Annotated in this window: 19 protein-coding genes and 1 pseudogene; 5 read left to right on the top strand and 15 right to left on the bottom strand. The window is 71.3% G+C overall.

Going from position 1 to position 21,599, the window contains the following annotated elements:
* Positions 1–30 precede the first annotated feature (30 nt).
* Positions 31–876, bottom strand: coding sequence for an SseB family protein (locus tag EUC46_RS09420; protein WP_128773910.1), 846 nt, complete (start codon positions 874–876; stop codon positions 31–33).
* 126 nt (positions 877–1,002) lie between these two features.
* Between EUC46_RS09420 and EUC46_RS09415 the strand changes: the two genes are divergently transcribed.
* The 3 genes from EUC46_RS09415 to EUC46_RS09405 all read left to right on the top strand — a co-directional run bounded on the left by EUC46_RS09415 (position 1,003) and on the right by EUC46_RS09405 (position 4,238).
* Positions 1,003–1,881, top strand: a complete 879-nt coding sequence (locus EUC46_RS09415) for a CDP-alcohol phosphatidyltransferase family protein (protein WP_241655514.1) — start codon at positions 1,003–1,005, stop codon at positions 1,879–1,881.
* A complete protein-coding gene (locus tag EUC46_RS09410) occupies positions 1,878–2,855 on the top strand; it encodes a phosphatidate cytidylyltransferase (protein ID WP_128773909.1) in 978 nt (325 codons plus the stop codon). The genes EUC46_RS09415 and EUC46_RS09410 overlap by 4 nt, the downstream gene beginning before the upstream one ends.
* A gap of 66 nt (positions 2,856–2,921) precedes the next feature.
* Entirely contained in the window at positions 2,922–4,238 is a 1,317-nt protein-coding gene (locus tag EUC46_RS09405) for a lysophospholipid acyltransferase family protein (RefSeq protein WP_128773908.1), read from the top strand.
* A gap of 31 nt (positions 4,239–4,269) precedes the next feature.
* On the opposite strand, the gene priA is transcribed toward EUC46_RS09405, so the two are convergent.
* Together priA and hisH are read right to left on the bottom strand one after the other, a co-directional pair.
* Positions 4,270–5,001, bottom strand: coding sequence for a bifunctional 1-(5-phosphoribosyl)-5-((5-phosphoribosylamino)methylideneamino)imidazole-4-carboxamide isomerase/phosphoribosylanthranilate isomerase PriA (gene priA, locus EUC46_RS09400; RefSeq protein WP_128773907.1), 732 nt, complete (start codon positions 4,999–5,001; stop codon positions 4,270–4,272).
* A gap of 35 nt (positions 5,002–5,036) precedes the next feature.
* On the bottom strand, positions 5,037–5,675 hold the full coding sequence (gene hisH, locus EUC46_RS09395; protein WP_128773906.1) for an imidazole glycerol phosphate synthase subunit HisH: 639 nt from the start codon (positions 5,673–5,675) through the stop codon (positions 5,037–5,039).
* Between the two features lie 484 nt (positions 5,676–6,159).
* Between hisH and EUC46_RS09390 the strand changes: the two genes are divergently transcribed.
* Positions 6,160–6,864 (top strand): polysaccharide deacetylase family protein, encoded by a 705-nt coding sequence (locus tag EUC46_RS09390; RefSeq protein ID WP_164918799.1) that lies wholly within the window; start codon positions 6,160–6,162, stop codon positions 6,862–6,864.
* Positions 6,865–6,906: 42 nt separating this feature from the next.
* Here EUC46_RS09390 and EUC46_RS09385 read toward each other — a convergent pair whose 3' ends face one another.
* From EUC46_RS09385 to EUC46_RS09330, 12 genes and pseudogenes are all read right to left on the bottom strand, one after another.
* Positions 6,907–7,737, bottom strand: a complete 831-nt coding sequence (locus EUC46_RS09385) for a hypothetical protein (protein ID WP_128773904.1) — start codon at positions 7,735–7,737, stop codon at positions 6,907–6,909.
* Positions 7,737–8,336, bottom strand: a complete 600-nt coding sequence (hisB, locus tag EUC46_RS09380) for an imidazoleglycerol-phosphate dehydratase HisB (RefSeq protein WP_128773903.1) — start codon at positions 8,334–8,336, stop codon at positions 7,737–7,739. Before hisB ends, EUC46_RS09385 begins: the two co-directional genes overlap by 1 nt.
* Positions 8,333–9,505 carry a histidinol-phosphate transaminase gene (locus EUC46_RS09375; RefSeq protein ID WP_128773938.1) on the bottom strand — a complete coding sequence of 391 codons (1,173 nt, stop codon included), beginning with the start codon at positions 9,503–9,505 and terminating at the stop codon, positions 8,333–8,335. The genes hisB and EUC46_RS09375 overlap by 4 nt, the downstream gene beginning before the upstream one ends.
* Positions 9,506–9,709: 204 nt before the next feature.
* Entirely contained in the window at positions 9,710–10,486 is a 777-nt protein-coding gene (locus EUC46_RS09370) for a GntR family transcriptional regulator (RefSeq protein ID WP_128773902.1), read from the bottom strand.
* A gap of 21 nt (positions 10,487–10,507) precedes the next feature.
* The gene (locus EUC46_RS09365) at positions 10,508–11,368 is read right to left on the bottom strand and encodes a beta/alpha barrel domain-containing protein (protein ID WP_128773901.1); all 861 of its coding nucleotides are present in this window, start codon (positions 11,366–11,368) and stop codon (positions 10,508–10,510) included.
* 37 nt (positions 11,369–11,405) lie between these two features.
* Entirely contained in the window at positions 11,406–13,016 is a 1,611-nt protein-coding gene (locus tag EUC46_RS09360; protein WP_206645951.1) for a hypothetical protein, read from the bottom strand.
* Between the two features lie 232 nt (positions 13,017–13,248).
* Positions 13,249–14,313: a bifunctional DNA-formamidopyrimidine glycosylase/DNA-(apurinic or apyrimidinic site) lyase gene (gene mutM, locus EUC46_RS09355; protein ID WP_128773900.1), complete on the bottom strand. Its 1,065-nt coding sequence runs from the start codon at positions 14,311–14,313 to the stop codon at positions 13,249–13,251.
* 186 nt (positions 14,314–14,499) lie between these two features.
* Positions 14,500–15,276: pseudogene (gene rnc / locus EUC46_RS09350) on the bottom strand (ribonuclease III); the annotation flags it as partial.
* Complete coding sequence (locus EUC46_RS09345; protein ID WP_128773898.1) at positions 15,277–15,921, bottom strand: YceD family protein; 645 nt, start codon at positions 15,919–15,921, stop codon at positions 15,277–15,279.
* A gap of 76 nt (positions 15,922–15,997) precedes the next feature.
* Complete coding sequence (locus EUC46_RS09340; RefSeq protein ID WP_128773897.1) at positions 15,998–16,561, bottom strand: ATP synthase subunit B family protein; 564 nt, start codon at positions 16,559–16,561, stop codon at positions 15,998–16,000.
* A gap of 41 nt (positions 16,562–16,602) precedes the next feature.
* Entirely contained in the window at positions 16,603–17,088 is a 486-nt protein-coding gene (gene coaD / locus EUC46_RS09335; RefSeq protein WP_128773896.1) for a pantetheine-phosphate adenylyltransferase, read from the bottom strand.
* Between the two features lie 186 nt (positions 17,089–17,274).
* Positions 17,275–20,577, bottom strand: coding sequence for a glycoside hydrolase family 2 TIM barrel-domain containing protein (locus EUC46_RS09330; RefSeq protein ID WP_128773895.1), 3,303 nt, complete (start codon positions 20,575–20,577; stop codon positions 17,275–17,277).
* Positions 20,578–20,669: 92 nt separating this feature from the next.
* Here EUC46_RS09330 and rsmD point away from each other — a divergent pair, with 92 nt between their 5' ends.
* Positions 20,670–21,248, top strand: a complete 579-nt coding sequence (rsmD, locus tag EUC46_RS09325; protein WP_128773894.1) for a 16S rRNA (guanine(966)-N(2))-methyltransferase RsmD — start codon at positions 20,670–20,672, stop codon at positions 21,246–21,248.
* Positions 21,249–21,599: the final 351 nt, after the last annotated feature.

Raw genomic sequence — 21,599 nt, 5'->3', positions numbered from 1 at the left:
GGGCGCCGACGGAGGATCGGGCGGCTCGGTTCAGGCGGGCAGGGGGCAGAGTTCAACCGTGTCGATGAGCTCCCCCCAGGCGGGGTTGGCCATAACGTGCTGGCAGGCCTCCAGGGTCGCCGCCACAGCGCTGCGGCCGCCGGCGGCGTCAATGCGGATGAGAACCCGCAGTTCGGCGCTCTCCCCGGCGGCAAAAGCCACCGCGGTCACGCCCTCGAGCGGCTCAAGCCGGGTGCGGATCTCCTCCTGGACGGGCGGGTTCTCCCAGGAGGGGACCCAGGCCCGCCCTCCGGCGAGGGCGACCACGGCCGGGCGCGGCACGCGCAGGTCCTGGCTGCCGGGGTCCAGGACCCACAGCCGGTCGGTGGTGGCGCAGGCGACCTGAGCGGCGCGTTGAGGGACGACGGGAACGGGCCGCACGTTCGTGCGCCAGGTGCGCATGGCGGCGGCGCTGGTGAAGACGGGCAGCGCCTTGTGCCCGTCGGGCAGGGTCACCGCGAGCGCGGCGGCGTCCTGGCTGGCGTCATTGGTGTGGACGGAGTGCTGAGGGATCTCTGTGCCGGCGTCCCTGCCCAGGTGGACTACCCGCGGCGCCGGCATGCTGTGAGCCGCCACGGGCACGATAACCCGGGATGCCCGCAGGGCGGCCACCACCTCGACCATAGCGGCACGAGCCTGGGCCGGTCCTTGAGCAGCGGCGGCCCGATGGGCTTCCAGTGCGGCCAGGACATGAGCGTCGGCGGAGCCGTCGTCGTCGGCGAAGGGTGTGGGGGCGGCCAGAAGGCGCTCCATCTTGGCGCGGGCCGCGAGTGCTGCGACGACTTGCGGTGAGCTCCCATGCGTGCCGGGCTCGTTGGGCGCGGTTGCCTCGCTCATAGCGCTCTCCTTGCTGTACCTGGCTGTACCTGCCCGGGGTCCCCCGGGCAGGACTGGACCCTACTGCCCATGAGCTCCCCGGAGGAGTGGCCATTTTATGTCCCCGCCCACCATTAGTCTGAGGCGGTGATATCGCTCTACTCCTTGAAGTACTGGTACACCCGCAGGCTCGGCTTCCTAGTGGAGGGCTCGGTTCGTCGAGGCATCTCCCCAGACACCTGGACCGCCGTTGGCGTGATCGCCGCCGCCGCGGGGTGCGGCGCCCTCGTTATGGGGTGGTGGCCCGCCGCCTTCGTGCTGCTTGCCGCGCGCCTGGGCGGGGCGAACCTGGATGGGGCGGTGGCGCGGGCCCGGGGCCTCTCCAGGCCTTTCGGGTTCGTTCTCAACGAGGTCGGGGACCGAGTTTCGGACCTGCTGGTCATGGGCGGACTGGTGGGTTTGGCCCTGCGCACCGGCGCCTCCCTTGGGCCGGTCGTGCTCACGCTGGTGGCGGCTCTGGCGGCCACTTTGCCGACTTTCGCCTCCCTGGCGGCAGCCGGGGCGGGCGCTCCCCGGCTCAACGGCGGCCCCTTCGGTAAGACCGAGCGCTGCCTGGCCGCGGTGGTCGCGGCGGCGCTGCCTCAATACCTGGCGGTCATCGCGGGAGTGATCATTATCGGCTCGGTGCTCACGGCCTCCATCCGCATTCTGCGCACTGCCCGGGCGCTGCGTGGTACGAGCGGCCCGGCCCCGGCCGATCTTGTGGCGCCCCCTCCCCCGGAGGACATCGCCCGCATGGGGCGGGCGGACCGCGCCCCACTGGCCGCGCCGGCTTCCGCCCCCGGCCGGGACCCCGGGGTTGCGGCGCCGTCCCGCACTGGCAGCACCCCCTCCCCCGCCCCCGGCACGGGCCCAGAGGCTGGCCGGCGAGCACTTGCAGCTGACGCCCCCGCCCCCGGCACGAGCGCCCCTACGGGGCGCGGCGCATCGACGCCCGGGCCCCTTGAGCAGGACACGGATCTATGACCGCTCTTCTTCCCCTTTCGGCGCCGGCCCTGCCGGTGCCCTCCCTGGCTGCGGCCGACGGGTGCGCACCCATTAGTGCCGTTAATGTCGTTGATTGGTTGCTGGGCGGCGACCGCTCCTGGACCTTCGTCGTGCCGGGCACCGGTTGGGTGCTCACCGGCCGCGCCGTCTTCCTGGCGGCCATGGCCATTGGCATCCTGCTACTGACCGGCCTTGGGGTGGCCGCCTCTGGGAAGGCTGAGTTGCGCCGCCGCTGGACCACCTGGGCGATCATTGTCCCCACTGTTGGTATCCCCATCTGGGCGGGCCGGGGCACGACGGCGCTGCTAGCGGCTCTGCTCGCCCTCCAGGGGGTGCGTGAGTTGTCCCGCCTGGCTCGGCTTCCCCGCGCCGAGACCCTCCTGCTGGGGCTGCTGGCCCTGGCCTACCCCGTGGCGGCTTGGCTGCGCCCGGGCCTGCTGGGGCTGGCGCCGCTCATGGTGCTCGTGTGCGCCTTGCCCGCGGTGCTGGCCGGGGACACTGCTGATGGAGTGCGCCGGGCCAGCCTGGCTGGTTTCGCCTCGGTGTGGATCCCCTGGTCGCTGGCGCACCTGGTGGTGCTGTGGCAGGACGCTTTCCTCATTGCCTTCGCCGCGGCCGCGGCCGATGTGGCGGCTTGGGCCGGCGGCACTTTCCTGCGGCGTTTCACCTGGGCGCGCCGGCCCCTGTCCCCCCTGTCCCCGAATAAGACCCTTGGCGGCCTGGTGGGCGCCGTGGTGGGCGCCGTCCTCATTTTGACGCTCCTGGGGCAGATCACCCCTGGGCTGGTGGTCGCCGTGGGGCTGGGCGGGGTGCTGGGGGATCTGCTGGAGTCAATGATGAAACGCGCCGCCGGGGTCAAGGACGCCGGAGCCTGGCTGCCCGGTTTTGGCGGACTGCTGGATCGTGTCGACTCCCTGCTCCTGGTCCTTCCCCTGGCCGCTGTCCTGGGGTAGTCCCGGAGTAGCCCGGTTCCCTCATGCCGACCCTTCCGCCGGCATTGACTTGGTAGAGTCGAGTTGATGCCGTCGTTACCGTCTTTTCCGTCCCTGCCCACCCTGCCCTCGCTGGCGAGCGGCGTATCCCTGCCCGGTTCAGCGGGCCTGGCCGCTGCCGGGAGGCGCCTGCGCTCCATTGTGCGCACGCCCCAGAAAGTGACCTGGCGGGCGGTAGCGCGCCAGCGCTTCTGGTCGGCGGTGATCGCACCTTTCGGCGGGGTGCACGTCGAGGGCGAGTTCGACGACGAGGGCCCCTACATTGTGGTGGCCAACCACGGCTCGCACGCGGACACCATAGCCATGATGGCCGCTTCCCCCACCATCTTGCGCGTGGTGACGGTGGCCGCCCAGGACTACTGGTTCACCAGGCCCTCTCGGCGGGCGGTGGCGCGCGGGTTGTTGGGCGCCTACCCGGTGCGGCGCGACGGTGAAGGCGCCTACGAGGAATTGCGCGGCACTTTGGCTCATCGCGTCGCGGAGTCCATGAGTGTGCTCATCTTCCCGGAGGGGACCCGTTCCAAGGACGGCCGGGTGGGGCGCTTCCACACTGGGGCGGCGCGCCTGGCCCGCGACTTCGGCATCCCGGTGCTGCCGGTGGCGCTGGTGGGTTCACGTCAGATGCTGCCCAAAGCCGGCGGGGGCCTGCCCCGCTACTCGCCTGTGGAGGTGCGCGTGGGCGAGCCGATCGCTCCTTCGGATGACGTCGCCGCCGTCAGCGAGGCGGCGCGCGCACAGATTGTGGCAATGCTGGAGCGGCCACGGCGTCCTGCGCCGGTTTCGGACGTGCACGAGGTTGTGGCCCAGGCGATGAGCGGGTGGCGCGGGGACGCCATCATGTTCGCCTGGGGCGCGGCCGAGGCCGTGTCCTTCCCGGTGATGGCGGAGATGAGCCAGGTGTGGCTGGGGGTGACCCAGCCCCGGCTCTTGTGGCGCCGGGCCGCCATGGTGACGGCCGGCTCGGTCGCGGGGGTCGCCATGACGCATCTACTCTCCCGCTCCGGGCACCGCCCGCCGGCACCATGGACGACGCCGGCGATGAGGGCGGCCACGGCCCGTTATCTGAGGCGGGGCGCCCAGGGCTACTGGAGGCAGGCGCTGACTGGGATCCCGGTCAAGCTCTTCGCCGCGGAGTCCGGTCGGCGCAATCTGCCGTTGGGCCCGGTGCTGGCCAATGCGGCGGGCGAGCGGGCCGTCCGCATGGCCGCCTCCACGGCGCTGGTGGCGGTGCTGGAAAAGCCCCTGGGGCCCCTGTGCCGCCAGCACTACGGCCCCTACCTGGCGGCGACCGGCGCGGTGTTCGGGGTGGCGCTGCGCGCCGTCATCCGCCATTGGGAGCGTTAGTCGCGGCCTTGTTCAGGATGTTTCAGGATGCTCAGGGCTGGTCTTCGCCGCGGGCCACACGCAGGGCCTCGGGGAGGGTGAAATTGCCGTTGTAGAGGGCCTTGCCGACAATCGCTGCCTCTACGCCCTGGTCGGTGAGCCCGCGCAGGACGCGCAGGTCCTCCAAGGTGGCGATGCCGCCGGAGGCCACGACCGGGGCACTGGTGCGGTTGCACACGGCGCGCAGGAGCTCAGTGTTGGGACCGGTCAGGGTGCCGTCCCTGGTGACGTCGGTGACGACGTAGCGGGCGCAGCCGGCGGCGTCGAGGCGGGCCAGGGTCTCCCACAGGTCGCCGCCCTCCTTGGTCCAGCCACGGGCCGCCAGAGTGGTGCCGCGCACGTCCAAGCCCACCGCCACCTGCTCGCCGTGTTCGGCAATGACCCGTTCGGTCCACTCGGGGTTCTCCAGGGCGGCGGTGCCCAGGTTGACGCGGGCGGCGCCGGCGGCCAGGGCCCGCGCCAGGGAGGCGTCGTCGCGGATGCCACCGGAGAGCTCGACCTTGACCCCGACCTCACCAACGATCCGGGCCAGCAGCTCGGCATTGGAGCCGCGGCCAAAGGCGGCGTCCAGGTCCACTAGATGAATCCACTGGGCACCGGCCCCGGCCCAGTCGCGGGCGGCGTCCAGGGGGCTGCCGTAGTCGGTCTCCGAGCCGGCCTCGCCCTGGAGCAGGCGGACGGCCTTGCCGTCGGCGACGTCGACGGCGGGAAGAAGGGTGAGCATGACGGTCTCCTCGTGGGACGGGGGTCGGCCGGGTGTCAGAGGGTGGTGAGCCAGTTGCGCAGGAGCTCAGCACCGGCGTCGCCGGATTTCTCGGGGTGGAACTGGGTGGCGGACAGGGCCCCGTTCTCCACGGCGGCCACGAAGTCCTGGCCGTGGGTGGCCCAGGTCGCCTGTGGCAGGCGCGTAGGGCCGGCCTCCATGAGGCTGGCCGGGTCGGTTGTGGCCGCGTAGGAGTGGACGAAGTAGAAGCGCTGGTCGGCCACGCCGTCGAAGAGCACGCTGCCGCTCGGGGGGCGCACCGCGGACCAGCCCATGTGGGGCACGATGTCGGCGCGCAGGCGGGTAATGGTGCCGGGCCACTGGGCCAGGCCGTGGCTGGTGGTGCCGTGCTCCTGACTGGAGTCGAACATGACCTGCATGCCCACGCAGATGCCCAGCACCGGGCGGCCCCCGGCCAGGCGGCGCTCAATGAGGCGCGGCGCCCCAACCGCGCTGAGTTGGCCCATGACCGCCCCGAAGGCCCCCACCCCGGGGACGACGAGCCCGTCGGCGCCGGTGACGGCCTCCTCGTCGGCGGTCAGGGCGACGCGGGCGCCGACGCGCTCCAGGGCGCGCACAGCCGAGCGCACGTTCCCGGATCCGTAGCTGAGGACGACGACGAAGGGCTGCTTCACACCGTTGAGGGTACCGGCTCGCCCCCGGGGTGGCCTCCGGGTGTCCACGCTGCGAGTCCAAACCGGGCGCGCCGCGGGGCGGGCGCGCTCAGACGCCCCGGGGCGTCCGGGAGTCGGCTTGCGCGGCCCCGGCTCGGGGCGCCGGGCGGTACCGGCTGCTCGGGACGCCGGGCGGTGCCGCGCCCCGGGCATGTGAGGAGAGGTGCGGGTTCGGGGCCACAATGGGCCCGTGTTCACGCCCCGCCCATCCGCACAACCCGCCGTCCCCGCCGTGCCCCGTAGGAGCGTGGTGCGCGCAGGCGCCCTCGTCCTGGGGGCCGCCGCTTCGCTGGTTGGCTGCGTGAGAGGCGACCCCGCCCCAGGGGCCGGCTCGCCATCAGCCGTGCCGGCAACGGCCCCGCCAGTGCCGGCCTCCCCCACACCGTCGCCCTCGGCGAGCCCCGCGCCCTCCCCCTCACCGAGCTCGGCGAGCACCCCGGGGGGCGTGAGCCGAGAACAGATCGTGTCCTCCTATGCGGGCCGCTCACCGGCATGGTTCGACCTGGCTGGGGAGGGCATCGTTTCAACCACTGGGGCCGGCGGGGTGTGCCTGACCCTGGACGCCTGCGGGGGGCCGGGCGGTTCACAGGTCGATGAGGCGCTTATTGACGTCCTGCTTGGGCTGGGGGTCCCCTTCACCGCCTTCCTCAACTCCCGCTGGGTCGAGGCCAATCCCGGCGCCACTGGGCGCCTGGTTGACAGCGGGGTGGTCGAGATCGCCAATCACGGCACCGCGCACTTGCCGCTGTCAGTGTCTGGGCAGAGCGCCTACGGGATCGCCGGGACCGCGGACGCGGGCGCGGTCTACGACGAGATCATGGGCAGCCAGCAGCTGCTCATGGAGAGCACCGGCGCCACCCCGCGCTTCTTCAGGCCCGGCACGGCGCACTGGGATGATGTTGCCGTGGCCATTGCCGGCGACCTGGGCCTGATGGCGGCCGGGTTCTCGGTCAACGGTGACGCCGGGGCGACACTGAGCGGCCCGGCGGTGGCCGCGGAGGTGGAGGCGGCCGGGGCCGGGGACGTGGTCATCTCCCACATGAACCAGCCCGGCAGCGGCACCCGGGAGGGCTACGAACTGGCCATCCCCCGGATGCTGGGGGCGGGTACCGTTTTCCTCACTCTTTCGGCGGCGCTTGGGCTCGGTTGAGACCAATGCGCCCCAACGAACGGGGTGCACCCGCCGACCCGCTCAGGCCCCCTGGCCGCCCCGGCGCAGGCCCCGCCCGAGCCAGCGCACGACCCGCGAGGGCTTGGCCTCGCTGCTGTGCACGGCGCCGGGGACCTCCTCGGCCTTGACGACGCCCAGCAGGATGTCCTCGACGACCTGGTCAACACCGGCGAGCAGCAGCCCCGCTGAAGCCTCCCCACCGGCCTTGCCGTTGACGTAGTGGCGCGCGGCGATGGTCCCCGACAGCCCGGATTCAATGCCGATATCGGTGGCGAGGTCCGCGGTCATGAGCACGGATCCCCCCCGGCTAAGCCGCGAGAGGGTGCCGGCGAGTTCGGCGGCCTCAGTGGGCTCGGAGTCGGCCCCGCCCAGAAGCTCGGAGACGTCCCATTGGGCATGGGCGGAGACGAACTCCTTGACGGCCACGGCCCCGGAGCTGGTCGGGACCACAATGCAGTCCTGGCCGGCCATGGAGCACAGGCCGGCCAGGACCTCGGCCTTGAGGATCGGGGTCAGGACGACGGCGACCTTGACGGCCTTCGCTGCGGGGGCGGCCGGGGACCCGTCGGCCTCCAGGGCGGCGGCCAGGGCGGCGACCTCGGCCTGCTGCTCGGGGGTCAGGGGGTCCTCCTGGTCCTCAGCCGGATGGTAGATGTTGGCGGGCAGGTCGGCGGGGTCGGCCGGCTGCGGGGTCTCCGGGGTCTTGTGGGGGGTGGTGGCGTCGGGCTGGTCGTCTGCCGGTGGGGCGGCCAGGTCGGCGAGGTCCTCGGGGATCTCAATGCCGCTCATCATGGCGGTGAACTCGGCGTCGAGGTCCCAGTCGTCTCCGTGGGGGCCGGTGGTGTCACTCATTACAGGGTTCCCTTGGTTGAGGGGATGGAGGTCACGCGAGGGTCGGGTTCGACGGCGGCGCGCAGGGCGCGGGCCAAGGCCTTGAACTCGGCCTCAGCAATGTGGTGGGGGTCGCGGCCTGAGAGCACGCGCACATGCAGGCAGATGTGGGCGTGGTAGGCAATGGCCTCCAGGACGTGGCGAACCATGGAGCCGGTGAAGTGCCCGCCGATGAGGTGGTGGACGAAGGCCTCCGACTCCCCCTCGTGGACCAGGTAGGGGCGGCCCGAGAGATCGACGACGGCGTGGGCCAGGGCCTCGTCAAGGGGGACGGTGGCGTCCCCGAAACGTTTAATGCCGCGCTTGTCCCCCAGGGCCAGGCGCAGGGCCTGGCCGAAGCAGATGGCGGTGTCCTCCACAGTGTGGTGGACGTCAATGTCAGTGTCGCCTGAGGCGCGCACGCTCAGGTCGATCAGGGAGTGCTTGCCCAGTGCCGTGAGCATGTGGTTGTAGAAGGGGACTGTCGTCTCAATGTCCGTTGTGCCGGTGCCGTCGAGGTTGATCTCGACAACGACACTGGACTCGCTGGTGGTGCGTTCGATGCGGGCAGTGCGGCTCATGGACGGGTCTCCTTTATGACGGTCACGAGTGCGGAGCGGAACTGCTCCATCTCCTGCGGTGTCCCGATGCACACCCGAAGGTACCCGGTCGGGCCGACCACGCGGATGAGAACGCCGCGATCGAGCAGGCGCCTCCAGACGTCCTGGCGGTCCTCGAAGGGCCCGAAGAGGACGAAGTTGGCGTCGGAGTCGTAGGCGGTCAGGCCCTGCTCGCGCAGCCAGGGCACCAGGACGTCGCGTTGGGCGCGCAGGGAGGCGACCTGGCTCATGAGCTCCTCGCGGTGGGACAGGGCCGCCAGAGCGGTGGCCTGGGTGACTGAGGAGAGGTGGTAGGGCAGGCGGACCACGCGCAGCGCATTCACGACTTCGGCGCAGGCCGCCAGGTACCCCAGGCGCAGCCCCGCCATACCGAAGGCCTTGCTCATGGTGCGGGATACCGCCAGGTGAGGGTTGGCGTCCAGGAGCTCCAGGGCGCTGGGGACGCCCGCGCGGCGAAACTCCCCGTAGGCCTCATCAATGACGACGATGCAGTCGGTGGGCTCGCCGGCGGTGGTCGCCGGGCCGCGGCCGCGCGCGGCGTCGAGGATGGACTGGACGGCGCCCAGTTCCAGTCCGGTGCCGGTGGGGTTGTTGGGGCTGGCCAGCAGAATGACGGCGGGGCGCTCGCGGTCAATGGCGGTGGCCACGGCGTCGAGGTCGAGGGTGAAGTCTTCGCGGCGGGGCGCGGCGACGTAGGTGGTCAGGGTGTCGCGGGCGTACTCGGGGTACATGGAGTAGGAGGGGGTGAAGGACAGGCAAGCACGTCCTGGCCCGCCGAAGGCCTGGAGGATGTGAAGCATGACCTCGTTGGAGCCATTGGCCGCCCAGATGCGCTCCCAGGACAGGCGCACCTTGGACTCGACGGCCAAGTAGTCCGCCAGGGCCTGCCTGAGGGCGGGGAAGTCCCGATCCGGGTAACGGTTGAGTCCGGCAGCGGCTTTCGTGACCGCTTGAGCAATGTCGGCGATAACACCCTGCGAGGGCGGGTACGGGTTCTCATTGACGTTGAGGCGCACAGGCACCTCGAGCTCAGGTGCGCCGTAGGGCGTCTCGCCTTCAAGACCTGGCCGAAGAGGAAGTGTGCTCACGAGCCAAAGTGTAAGCAGGCCGGCGCCCACCACCGCCTCCATGTCCATCCATGTCCATCCATGTCCATCCGGGTCCATCCGGCCGGCATCGACGGCGCCGGGTAACCGGCCCGCACCAGGGCCCGGCGGCGACCACCAGTGGCTCCGCTGCCGGGGCGGCGGGAGTGCTCGCGCCACCCCGGAACCAGAAATATAGAATTTTAGAACATTCTGGATGTTCAAACAATATGACTTGTTTTGCGTCAGTTACGAGTCCACGCCGGTCATGACCGGCCTGGGAGTCATGGACCCGGGGGCGTCGTGCTGTTCGCGCCGGACTGTGAACTGGAAGGAGTACCGTGAGCGCCGGTAATAGCATCGAACCCGAACGATCGGCTGAGCGTTGTCGTCCGACACGACGCCGTGCATGAGGAATGCCGCCGCCCCGGCCCGCTCCATGAGCAGCCCGGCCCTCCTGTCGTCCAGTTCCACCAGGTCGATAGTGAATTCGCCTGAGCCGAGCCTGACGCCGAACACGGTCTCCAGCGTGTCGTAGATCGCTATTTCCTCGACATCCATGTCCCGGAGCCCGGCGAACCGGGGCCACGGGAGGAACAACTCCTCGAGGGCCACCGGTTCACCGTTCGCCTTGCGAACCCGTTCGACGCGCACGAGCCGCTCGACTCGGGGACCGAACTCGCCATTCGTGTTTCCCACCAGTCCCAGATCGACCAATTCCGAGCTGGGAGTGAGCCCCGCATCCCGGATCTGCTGAGAAAAGCCGAGCAACTCGTGCGCAGTGTAATTGAGCCTGCGCGGCGTCACGAAAGTCCCCCGGCCGGCCATCCGCTCCACAAGCCCCTCGTTGACCAGGCGCGTGATCGCCTGCCGTGCCGTGCCACGGCTGACGGAATACTTCTGGGCCAACTCCAGCTCGGTTGGCAGCTGGGTGTCCGCCGCGAGCGCGCCCTGCTCAATATCCGCCTTGATCTCAAGATAGATCCGCTCGTGGAGCGACCTTTGGGAGCCCTTCACGCCTGCCATGCGTCGGATTATCGCAGAGGTTCAGGCTCGGCTCTCGGCGCTGATGTACCGTCTCGCTGTCTGGGCGACGGCCTCCCGGGCAACGTCGTCGAACGAGGTCCCCACCACGAGGACATTGACCCCCGTGCCCCGGAATGCCTCATAGTTGGTGACATTGATGCCGCCCTCGGCCAGCGTCGGGACGCTGACGGTCTCGACGAGGGCGGCCAGGCGCTCCTTGATCTGCGCGGGGATCTCCCCCGCGGCGGCCCCGCCGTAGGACATGCCCGTCATGAGTCCGATCATGTCGACGCCCAGATCCTCCATGCGGCGCGCCGTGCGGGCCACCTCCTGCGCGGTGGCGGCCTCAATGCCGAAGGGGTGACGGTCGTCGGGATGGGCGATGTAGGCGTCCACGGTCAGGCCGGCCCGATGGGCGTCGCGCACCCAGGACTCCAGGTCCTCAAGGCTCGATTTGTGCGTGTGGAGCCCGTCCGCACCGGCAACGGCCAGATCGAAGAAGGTGCTCTCGTCGAGCCCCACCGGCTGCACCTCCGTGAATCCCCCGGGGATCCCCACGGTAATGAAGATCTCCGGGCCGGCGACGGCGCGGACCCCGTTGACCACGCGGATGAGCTCGGCGTGCTCCACCTCGTGCCGAACGCTTTCAGCCGAGTGCATGTCCGTGACCCCGCGAACCCCTCTGGCCAGCGCAATGGCCGGATGGTTGGGCTCGAGCATTTTGACGCCGGTGTCAATGACGGCGCGGGCCAGTCGGGCGTCGTCCGCGGTGATCCCCGTGCTCAGCAACGTGGTCCCGCCGTGCTCCCGGATCGCCCCGCGGACCTTGGCCATGGCTGCGGCCCGACGGCGGTCCATGTCGTGGGTCTGGTAATGGTTCATCTCCGTGTCTTCCTTTCCGGTATCCGTCGGGGGCCGCTCAGGCGTCTGACCGGTCGGCGGCGTTCTGCTTGCTTTGCTTGAGGTGAATAGTGTTGGTGGCGAAAGTCAGGGCGAACGCGATGGCGAATGAGGTCAGCATGGCCAGAACCAGCCCCACCGCATTGGTGGAGATGAACGGGGCCAGGAACGCGGGAAGATAAGCGGAGGCCTCGACCCCGGTGGCGCCGACCGCCATGCCGCCGGCCGTGGCGGCCAGAAGCGCTGTCGCGAAGATCTTCTTGTCCCCGAACATGAAGGGATAGGAGGACTCGACGAACGTGCCGAAGAAGAAGTTGACGGCCGCCCCCGAGCCGGCAAGTGCGCGCTCCCCACTGGTTCGGGGACGGACGACATTGGCCAGGGTGATTCCAAGCGACGTCATGACCAGCGCCACCATGTCAATAGCGCCGAAGAAGCTGTGCCCCTTCTGCCCCATCTCCAGCAGCACCAGGGGCAGAATCACCGAGTGGTACACGCCCCCAATAATGGAGGGCCACATTGCCAGGCCGGCCAGCGCCCCCGCCAGGAGGGGGCTGACCTCCAGCGCCCATTCAATGGCCGTCTTGACCCACTCGCCGAGCAGGGCGGTGAATGGCGCCAGAAGGTAGTAGACCACGAGCCCGGGAATCAGGCCGCCCAGGGCCCCGGTGACAATATTCGCAGTAGTCGCGGGGAAGTGACTGGCCAGCGTCCACTTGATCAGGAACGCCGCCAGGAGACCGGAGAGGATTCCGGCGACCAGGCCCCCCAGGAGTCCTCCGGGCGCGGCGAGAATCCCGGCGACGGCTCCGGCGACGAGGCCGACCTCGTCGAGCCCGGAGATCTTTCGTGCGGCGACGGCCGCAACGACAATGGGCAGCGACGCGATCAGAAGGTCGAAGACGTCGGTCAGGGCGCCCAGGACCGGGATCTTGCTGAGAGCCAGGACCAGGGCCAGGCAGATGAACGCGGGGATGCTGCCCACCATGATCCCGCGAATGCTGATCCGCCTCCACGCGGCCTCGTCCTGCGCCGCGCCCCCCGCCGAGGAGGAGCCGAGCACGGGGCGGTACTTAACGCCCAGCGCCTTGGCGAGTCCCGAGACGTTCGCCACGGCCCTTGTGGCGCTGTTCGTGCCGGTGGTCCCCGAGGAGGCGACCACATTGGCCCCCAGCGACTGCGCCTTGGCGATCGAGGTTCCCCCCGTGCCCACGACCGGGATGCCCTTTAGCGCCGCCGCGGCAATGGCCTGGGAATTGGTGTCGTCGGGATCGCAGCTCATGAGGATGAGGCCGGAGATGTCGCCGGCGCGCACGCGGGCGGCGATCTGCCGATCGCGCTCGCGGGCCTTCGCATTGACCTCCTCCAGGGTTCCTGACGCCGACACGACGGGGGCGCCCTGCCTGAGCTCCCACAGCTCGGCGGGAGTGCTTGCCGAGATTCCATCCATAGAGGATTCCGCCCCAACGAACTGGACGTCGTCCAGGATGAATCCCGCCGCGTCGATCTGCTTCTTCGTGTCGGCGATCAGCCGGGCCGGATCGCTCCCGCCGTGGCTGCGGAGATTCCCTCCACTACTTCCCAGGATCACAATTCTGTGCAACACCTGCTTGACGTCCTCTTTGACCATCGCAGTTGACCTTTCGCGCATCATTGACTGTGCACCCGGAGGGCGGGCCCGGGTCCGCGATCAGCCCGGCGCCGACCCTCTTGTCGACCAGTGCAGACTAGATGATATAGAACATCTATATCTTTGTCGATTGGCGGTCATCTATGATCTGCACCACATATTTGCCGTGCGGGCGCGTCCCGACCCCGCACGCCCGACCGCTGGCGCCCGAGCCGGGGAGCGCCGGGTCGGGTCAGCGGCGCGGGCGTCTTTGACAGCGGGGGCAGAAGACGTGGCTGCGCCCGCCAATGGTCTCGGCGCACAGCACTGTCTTGCAGCGGCGGCACTCCTGGCCCGCTCGACCGTAGGCGGCCAGTTCGCGGGCGAAGTACCCGGCTGTTCCCTCGGCGTCGACATAGAGGGCATCGAAGCTCGTCCCGCCCGCTGTCAGGGCGCGCTCCATGACCTGGGCGGTGGAGGCCAGGAGGCGCCCGGCCACGAGCGGGCCCAGCGCCTGCCCTGGGCGCAGCCCGTGGATGGAGGCGGCCCACAGGCCCTCGTCGGCGTAGATATTGCCCACCCCTGAGACAATCCCCTGGTCCAGCAGGAGAGTCTTGATCGGGCGGCGCGAGGCCCGAATAAGGGCGATGGTCTTGGTGCCATCCAGGTCGGGGTCAAGCAGGTCCCGGGCAATGTGCGTCGCGTCGGCGGGGAGGAGCGCTTGGGGGGAGCCGAGTCCGCCCGGCGCACCGTCGTCGGTGGATACCAGGTCGACGACGTGCAGGCCGCCGAACATGCGTTGGTCCACGAAGTCCAGGGCCGCCCCGCCGGGGGCGTCGGCGTCGTCGGGCTCCAGGTGGAGGCGGACGCGCAGGTGACGCGGGCGGGGCCAGGGGTCTCGCTCCGGCGCGGGGGCGCCGGGGGCGTCCTCGGGCCCTCCCGGCGCCCCCGGCCGCAGCGGCGTGCCCCGCCCGTCGGCCCGGGTGCCGGGCCGCTCGGCGTCCGCCCCCAGGGGCGCCCGACGGCGGGCCCGCTCGCCGTCGGCCGGCGGGCGAGTGCCGCGCACCAGGAGCTGACCGCTCATGCCCAGGTGGGCGGCCAGGGCCCGGCCGTCGTCCAGGGGCAGCCACAGGAGTTTGCCGCGGCGCACCGCACCGGTCATGGTGCGCCCGCTCACGGCTCGGGCGAAGGCGTCGGGCCCTCCGCTCTGGCGGCGCAGCGGCCGGGGGTGGAAGACCTGGACGCCGGCGATGGTGCGCCCCGCCAGGTGGCGCTCCAGGCCGCGGCGGACGGACTCGACCTCGGGCAGCTCGGGCACCGGGACCCCTTAGGATCGGGGGCTGCCCGGAGTCATGCTCTTGGAGGCCGGCCCCCGGCGGGCGGCGCGCCGGCGGCTGGTGGTGCCGCCCGCGGTCTCGCCACCCGGGGCGCCCGCGGCCGGGGGCCGGCGCGGGGTGCTTGAGCCGGCAGTCCTGGCCTTGCCCCCGGACCCGGTGCTGGCGGCCTGCTGGGCCTTGAGGTCGGCGCGCAGAGCGTCGTTGACGCCGGGCAGGTTGAGGCCGCCGTCGCCGCGCGCCGCCAGGATGGTGGCGTAGGCGGCCTCGGCGGCCCTGTGCTCGGCGATCTTCTTGGACGGGCCGGTGCCCTCCCCCAGCACCTCGCCGTCGACCAGGGCGTGGGCGTGGAAGACCCGGTCGTGGTCGGGGCCGTCGCCCTCGACCTTGTAGGAGGGGTTGCCCAGGCCGTGGGCGGCGGAGAGCTCCTGGAGGCTGGTCTTCCAGTCCAGGCCGGCGCCGCGGATGCGCGCATCGGACAGGAAGCGCGCCACCAGCCGCTCGACGACGGCGCGCGTGGGCTCCAGGCCGTGGGTCAGGTAGGTGGCGCCGATAAGGGCCTCGACGGTGTCGGAGAGGATGGAGTCCTTGTCCCGCCCCCCGGAAAGGGCCTCGCCCTTGCCCAGGCGGATGAATTCCCCCAGGCCGAGGTCGCGCCCCGCCCCGGCCAGGGCCGGCTCGGAGACGGTGGCGGCGCGCATTTTGGCGAGCTGCCCCTCGGGGACCTCGGGGTGGGTGCGGTACAGGTACTCGGTGACAATGATGCTGAGCACGGAGTCGCCCAGGAACTCCAGGCGCTCGTTGGTGGGCAGGCCACCGTTCTCGTGGGCCCAGGAGCGGTGGGTCAGGGCCAGGTCAAGCAGCTCGGGGTCAATGGCGGGACCCCAGCGGTAGACCAGGGCCTCAAGGTCGGTGCGGGCGGGGCGGGGCTTGCGGCGCGACGCCATTTAGGCCTCCTCTCGACAGGAGTGCGCGCCGGTGGGGGCGGGGGCCTGGACCCCGGCGCCGTCGGGGACTGGATCGTCGGTCCCGGCGCCGCCCGACTGGGGCCGGTCCGCGTCGGTCAGCAGCCCGGCCAGGGCGGACCAGCGCGGGTCGAGGACCTCGTGGCTGTGGCCGGCCTCCAGGTCGTCGAGGCGCTCGCCGCACTGCGAGCACAGGCCCGCGCAGTCGGGGCGGCACAGGGGGCGGAAGGGGAGCTCCAGGACGAGGGCGTCGCGCAGGGCCGGCTCCAGGTCGAGGGAGGTCGGCCCGACGAGGAAGAACCCCTCGGCCTCCTCGTCGCCCTGCGCGATCTGGGCGGCACGGGCCTCGGGCAGCAGGTAGAGCTCGTCAAAGGCTATGGTGCGGTCCTCGTCGAGGTCGCGCAGGCAGCGCACGCACTCGCCGTGGATATGGACCCGGGTGCGGGCGCGCACGAGCACGCCGTCCTCGACGCTGGTCAGGCTTGCATCCAGGACCACCGGGGTTCCTTTCTGGACGCCAATGACCTCGGTACCCAGGTCGGCGGGGGCGGGCTCCTCCAGGTGGATGTTCTTGGTACTGCCCGCCTGCTGGGGCAGGTCGACGATGTCGACGACGAGTCCGGGCATGGCTTCCTCCTGCGTGGCGGCGGTGCGGGACGGTGTGTCCCGGGCGCGAATGTACCCGCCTGTACCCGCCCTCGCCTCAGTGGGCGGTGGCGGGGTCCACCGACCAGCCGGCCCAGCGGCGGGGGAAGCCACCCTGGGCGGGTTCCTCCGCGCTGGAGGCCGAGCGGTGCTCCATGCGCTGGGCCAGGACCTCGCGACCGGCGCGCACCTGTTCGCTGAGGCGGTCGATCTCGCCCTCCAGGGTGGCCAGGGAACGATCGCAGTAGTCGTCGGCGCCGTTGCGCAGCTGGGCGGCGTGCTCTTCGGCGGCGGCAACAATGGCGTCGGCGCGGTCATTGGCCTGGTGGACAATGTTCTCCCCGGCGATGAGCCGCTCAGCCTCCTCGTGGGCGTGCTGGATAATGCGCTCGGACTCCTCGCGCCCTTGGGCCAGGACGGCGTCGGCGTCGGCGACGATCTGCTCGGCGCGGCGCAGGGCCGTGGGCACCGCCTGGCGGGCGCGGTCAATGAGCCCCAGGGCCTCGTCGCGGTTGAGGATGGCCGACGAGCTCATGGGCATGGAGCGGGCCGTGGCGATGAGCTCGTCGAGCTGGTCGAGGATGAGCAGCAGGTCGTCGCCGGCGTCGCGTTTGGTGGTCACTGGCGGGGTCCTTCCCTTCGGTGTCTGGTGGGCTGCGGTGCTCAAGCACCGGCGAAGGCACGTGTCAGGGCGCGCAGTACAGGGGCGGGGACGAATGCGGTGACATCTCCACCATGGCGGGCTACATCCTTGACCAGCGAGGAGGAGACGTGGGCGTGGGCGGGCGCGGCCACCAGGAGCACGGTCTCGGGGGCGCCCAGGTCGCGGTTGAGCAGGGCCATGGGCACCTCGGCGTCCAGGTCCGTGCCGTTGCGCACCCCCTTGACAATGGCGGTGGCCCCCCGCTGGACGCAGTAGTCGGCCAGCAGGCCGGGGATGGTGTCGACCTCGACGCCGGGCAGGTGGGCGCAGGACTCCCGGGCCAGGGCCAGGCGGGTGTCAATGTCGAGCAGGTGGCTGCCGGTCTTGGCGGCGTTGTGGGCCACCCCCAGGACCACATGGTCGAAGAGCGCCGTCGCCCGGGCCACGACGTCGATGTGCCCGAGGGTGATCGGGTCGAAGCTTCCGGGGTACACGGCCAAGCTCATGGGCGTCACGCTAACGGCCCCCTCCCGCCAGGTGCGGGACGCGCGCCGAGACCGAACCAGGAGGCGCAGCACACTGCCCGATCCAGGTCCTGTCCGCGGCCGAGCCGGCCCTCGACCGCGCCCGGCCCGGGTGGACCGTGCTGCCTGGGGCGGCTCTACCGACGCCGGCCCTCGGCCGCGCCGGGCCTAGGCGGACCGTGCCCCAATCCAGAACTCGATTACCACCGGGCGCGGTACCGCCGCGTGCTCGGGGCGCACGTCGGGGCCGCAGGAGCGCGAGCCAATGCCGTGGTGGAGTGCATCCAGGTGCAGCCAGAGGCGGGAGTCGGCGACGAGCTCCTCCACGTGCGCCGCCGCGGTGAGGTTGTCCAGGCTCCAGGGGCTCAAAGAGAAGGAGACGGGGGTGCCCGGGTCGATGAGCACCACGACCCGATGGGCTCGGCCCTTGAGCCACAGGCTGCGCAGTCCGGGCCGGTTGCCGCCTTCTTGGGGGCGCACCGGCTGCTGCCACATGCGTCCCACGGGCGCGGCGAAGACCCCGTGGCGCACGGCGCCGGCGAGGTCGCTGTAGGCGGGGGCCGGGCCGGTGCCGCTCCAGGTGGCCTCACTCAGTTCGGCGGGCAAGCCCAGGCACACCCCTAGGCGGGGCAGGACCGGCGGGAGGTCCCCGGTGGGCACGATCCGGGTGCGCAGGCGCACCCCGCCGCGTTCGGCGCGCGCGGTGGTGGTCACTTCCAGGGTCCAGGTGCGTGAGGGCGCGGAGCAGCGCGAGCGCACCGTCACGCAGTCCCCCTCCGGCTCGGTTTCCAGGTGCCGCCGGTTCATGAGGTGCAGGCGGGCCTGGCGCCAACGGTCGGCGCTGGAGGGGCCCGACCGTCCCGCGCCCGCCCCCAGGGCGGCCCTGGTGGGGGCGGCACGCCAGTAGTCAAGGGGGCCGTGGCCCTCGTCATTGTCGGTGGGGGCCCGCCAGATCGTGGGCAGCGGGCCGACGACGCTCACTCCGGCCAGGGTGGTGAGCAGGCCGGCGCGGTCGAGGTGGGCCGGCCCCAGGTCAATGCCGCCTCCGGGCCGGCGGGCGGGGGCGGGGGCGCTGCCGGCGGCCCCCTGGGGGCTGCGCAGACCGTGGATGACGGGCACGCGCACTTCACGGATGCTCATGACGCGGCGCCCGGCGGCGTCGCTGCACCCCACCTGGGGCAGGAGGCGGGCCCCGGTGGTCGGGTCGATCTGGCGGGGGCCGTCGTCGTCGACCCCGGCGATGACGGGGTCCAGGACGGCGGTCAAGACCCGCAGGTCCTGGCCCTCGCCGGCGCGGGAGGCCAGGGCCTGGGCGAGGTCGGGGACGACAATGGTGCCGGACTCCCCCGGGCCCAGGACGGGCAGGGGCTCCTCCCCGCGGGGGACGGCGTCGGCGGTGTCCTCCGACGCCAGTTGCCAGATGAGGAGCATCCCGGTGGTGGTGCGGGTGTGGTGGCGGTTGCGCACGGCCACCACGCCGGGGACGGCGGGGTCGGCGGTGGCCAGGACGGGGGCGACCGCGTTGGCCCAGGCGGTGGTGCCCGCTGAGGGTCGGGAGGCGGCTGAGACCATGCCGTCGCACACGAAGCTGCCGTCGTGGACGGTTTCACCGAAGTCGCCGCCGTACCTGAGGGCGCCGGCGGCTCCGGGTCGCGGATCGACTAGGGCGTGGTCGCGCCACTCCCATACGAATCCTCCGGCGTGGCGGGGGTTGGGCTCGATCTGCTCCGTGTAGTCCTCGATTCCGCCGGGGCCGGTGCCCATGGCGTGCAGGTATTCGCACATTATGTAGGGCAGGGTGCGCACGCGGGCGGCCTGGGCGGGGGTGAGCCTGGCGGCGGGGTGGCCCGCCCAGGCGATGGGGGCGGCGCCGTCGGGGTCGGTGGCCCCGCGGGCGACGACGGCGGCGACCTCCTCCGTGGTGGGGTACATGCGCGAGTGCATGTCGGTGTAGGCGCATTCGTGGTCCCCTTCGTAGTGCAGGGGGCGGCTGGGATCACGGCGGCGGATCCACTGGGCCATGGCCGCCAGGTTGGCGCCGGTGCCCGACTCGTTGCCCAGGGACCAGAACAGGATGCAGGGGTGGTTCTTGTCGCGCTCGACCATGCGGCGGGCGCGATCCAGGCAGGCTTCCCTCCAGGCGGGGTCGGCGGTCGGGTTGCCCGCCCAGCCGTGGAGTTCGAAGCCGTGCGTCTCCAGGTCGCACTCCTCCATGACCCACAGGCCGATCTCGTCGGCCAGCTCCAGCAGGCGCGGGTGGGGCGGGTAGTGGGAGGTGCGAATGGAGTTGACGTTGTGGGCCTTGGCCAGGGCCAGGTCTCTCCTGGCCCAGTCCTCGTCGAAGACGCGGCCGCGCAGGGCGTTGATCTCGTGCCGGTTGACGCCGGCGATGACCAGGCGCCGCCCATTGACTCTGATCTGACCGTCAATGACCTCGACGCGGCGAAACCCTGTCACGAGGCGGGCGGTTTCCCCGGCCGCCGCCACGACGACGTCATAGAGGCGGGGGTGGTCGGCGCTCCAGGGCTCGACCTTGCCCACTTCCAGGTGCCGGGTGCCGGGGCCGGGCAGCCGGGCGCTGCGCCCGAGCCCGGGCACGGTGACCTCCACGGGGAAGGCGGCGAAGGAGCCGGTGACCTCCACGTCCAGGGAGCCGGTGCCGGTGGCGGGGTCGTAGTCGGAGCGGACCCAGACGTCCTCTATGCCGTTGGCGGGGCGGTGCAGCAGCTCGACGTCCCGGAAGACGCCGGGCAGCCACCACTGGTCCTGGTCTTCGAGGTAGGTGCCCGGCGACCACTGGGAGACCCGCAGGGCCACGGTGTTGCGGCCCGGGTGCAGCAGGCCGGTGACGTCGAGTTCCTGCGGCAGGCGAGAGCCCTGAGTGGAGCCTACCCAGGTGCCGTTGACCCACACTGAGGCGAAGGACTCCACTCCTTCTAAGCGCAGGTAGTCGCGGGCGCTGGGGGCGGCGGCCGGCGGCCGGGCGGCGTTGGCGATGGAGTCGACGGTGTCGTGCTGGGGGTTGGCATTGCGACGGGCCGCGGATCTGGGCAGCGGCCAGGTGGCGGGCAGCTCGAAGCTGCGGACATGGTCGGCGGTGGGGTTGGCGTCGGGCACGAAAGGCGGGTCGACGGCGATGGGGTACTGGACGTTGGTGTAGGCGGGCAGGCCGCGGCGCCCTTCCCCTGTGAGCACCCAGTGGGCGGGCAGGTCAATGCTCTCCCAGGGGCCCAGGCTGGAGTCAGTGGTGTCGAAGCTGGGCTCGATGGGGGCGCCCGTCTCGTCCAGGCCCTCAGGATGGGCGACTGGGTGGAGGCGGAACGCCCACGAGCCGTTGAGGCTGAGGCGGGGCGCGTCCGTGCGCAACCAGGACCGGGGCGCGACGCGTCTACCGCGGCCCGGTGTGGGCTCGTCGGGCAGCTTCCAGGGGGTGGTCAGGGCCGGATCGGCGTGAGAATCGGTGGACGACATTCGTCCCTCTTCTAATTGTCGATGTACTGCTCTTCGGCGGGATGCCCGCAAGCCTAACGGGACGGGGGCAGGCTCTCACGTAAGGTCTGCTTATGGCCAGAATCGTTGCCGGGAAGGTGGGCGGACGGCGCATTGACGTGCCGCGCTCAGGGACACGGCCAACCTCGGAGCGGGTTCGTGAGGCGGTGTTCGGACGCCTGGAGCACTATGGCGTGGTCGACGACGCGCGGGTCCTGGACTTGTGCGCGGGTTCTGGGGCCCTGGGCCTGGAGGCCGCTAGCCGGGGGGCCACGGACGTCACCTTGGTGGATTCGAGTCGGGCGGCGATCAAGGTGTGCAAGCGCAACGCGCGGGCTCTGAAGCTGCGCGGCGTGCGCGCGGTGGCGGCGAAGGCGGCCACGTTCTTGGCCGGGACGGCGGGGGCGCCGGTGGATCTGGTTCTCATTGACCCGCCCTATGATCTCGATGAGGCCGGCCTTCTGGCGATCCTTGAGCCGTTGACCAGGATTAACGATCCGTGGCTGGCGCCGGGGGCGGTAGTGGTGGTGGAGCGCTCCGCGCGCGCGCCCGAACCGCTATGGCCCGCCGGCCTGACGTGTTTTTCCTCGCGGAGGTACGGGGAGACCATGATCTGGTTCGCCGAGCCGGCCATGAACGCCGAGGGGGCGTGAAGACATCCGCGCCGGGTATTAGACCCCCGCACGGGCCCTGACCTCATGTGGGCCACGTGGCGCTCCCCGTCCCTGGCCGACGTTCATGCCCGCTCGGCTGACATCCGCGCGCCAGCACCGCAGGGGCTCGGCAAAGTCGTTTGTTGTGGGGCTGGCCTGGGGTGATGGCGGGTTCTGGGGGTGCGGGGGTTGCGGCGTGGCCTGCCTGGGAGATGATGGATAGCGCTTAAACAGTCCTGCATTCCTCGAAGGTGAGGCCACGCCGCTATGCCATCCTGCCCCATCGAGGTCCTGTCGCGCCAGAGTCTGCTCGATGTCCTGGCCAAGGTATCCGACCCCAGAGCCCGCAGG

This window comes from Actinomyces oricola, from assembly GCF_004104015.1.
GTDB classification, from domain to species: Bacteria; Actinomycetota; Actinomycetes; order Actinomycetales; family Actinomycetaceae; genus Actinomyces; species Actinomyces oricola.
Note: the sequence above shows the minus strand (reverse complement) of the source record. Positions and strands in the feature narration are given on the sequence as shown.

Coding starts and splice junctions, on each gene's coding strand:
- EUC46_RS09420 (WP_128773910.1), bottom strand. CDS start 876: ATGAGCGAGGCAACCGCGCCCAACGAGCCCGGCACGCATGGGAGCTCA.
- EUC46_RS09410 (WP_128773909.1), top strand. CDS start 1,878: ATGACCGCTCTTCTTCCCCTTTCGGCGCCGGCCCTGCCGGTGCCCTCC.
- EUC46_RS09405 (WP_128773908.1), top strand. CDS start 2,922: ATGCCGTCGTTACCGTCTTTTCCGTCCCTGCCCACCCTGCCCTCGCTG.
- priA (WP_128773907.1), bottom strand. CDS start 5,001: ATGCTCACCCTTCTTCCCGCCGTCGACGTCGCCGACGGCAAGGCCGTC.
- EUC46_RS09385 (WP_128773904.1), bottom strand. CDS start 7,737: ATGAGTGACACCACCGGCCCCCACGGAGACGACTGGGACCTCGACGCC.
- hisB (WP_128773903.1), bottom strand. CDS start 8,336: ATGAGCCGCACTGCCCGCATCGAACGCACCACCAGCGAGTCCAGTGTC.
- EUC46_RS09375 (WP_128773938.1), bottom strand. CDS start 9,505: ATGGAGGCGGTGGTGGGCGCCGGCCTGCTTACACTTTGGCTCGTGAGC.
- EUC46_RS09370 (WP_128773902.1), bottom strand. CDS start 10,486: ATGGCAGGCGTGAAGGGCTCCCAAAGGTCGCTCCACGAGCGGATCTAT.
- EUC46_RS09365 (WP_128773901.1), bottom strand. CDS start 11,368: ATGAACCATTACCAGACCCACGACATGGACCGCCGTCGGGCCGCAGCC.
- EUC46_RS09360 (WP_206645951.1), bottom strand. CDS start 13,016: ATGGTCAAAGAGGACGTCAAGCAGGTGTTGCACAGAATTGTGATCCTG.
- EUC46_RS09345 (WP_128773898.1), bottom strand. CDS start 15,921: ATGCCCGGACTCGTCGTCGACATCGTCGACCTGCCCCAGCAGGCGGGC.
- coaD (WP_128773896.1), bottom strand. CDS start 17,088: ATGAGCTTGGCCGTGTACCCCGGAAGCTTCGACCCGATCACCCTCGGG.
- EUC46_RS09330 (WP_128773895.1), bottom strand. CDS start 20,577: ATGTCGTCCACCGATTCTCACGCCGATCCGGCCCTGACCACCCCCTGG.
- rsmD (WP_128773894.1), top strand. CDS start 20,670: ATGGCCAGAATCGTTGCCGGGAAGGTGGGCGGACGGCGCATTGACGTG.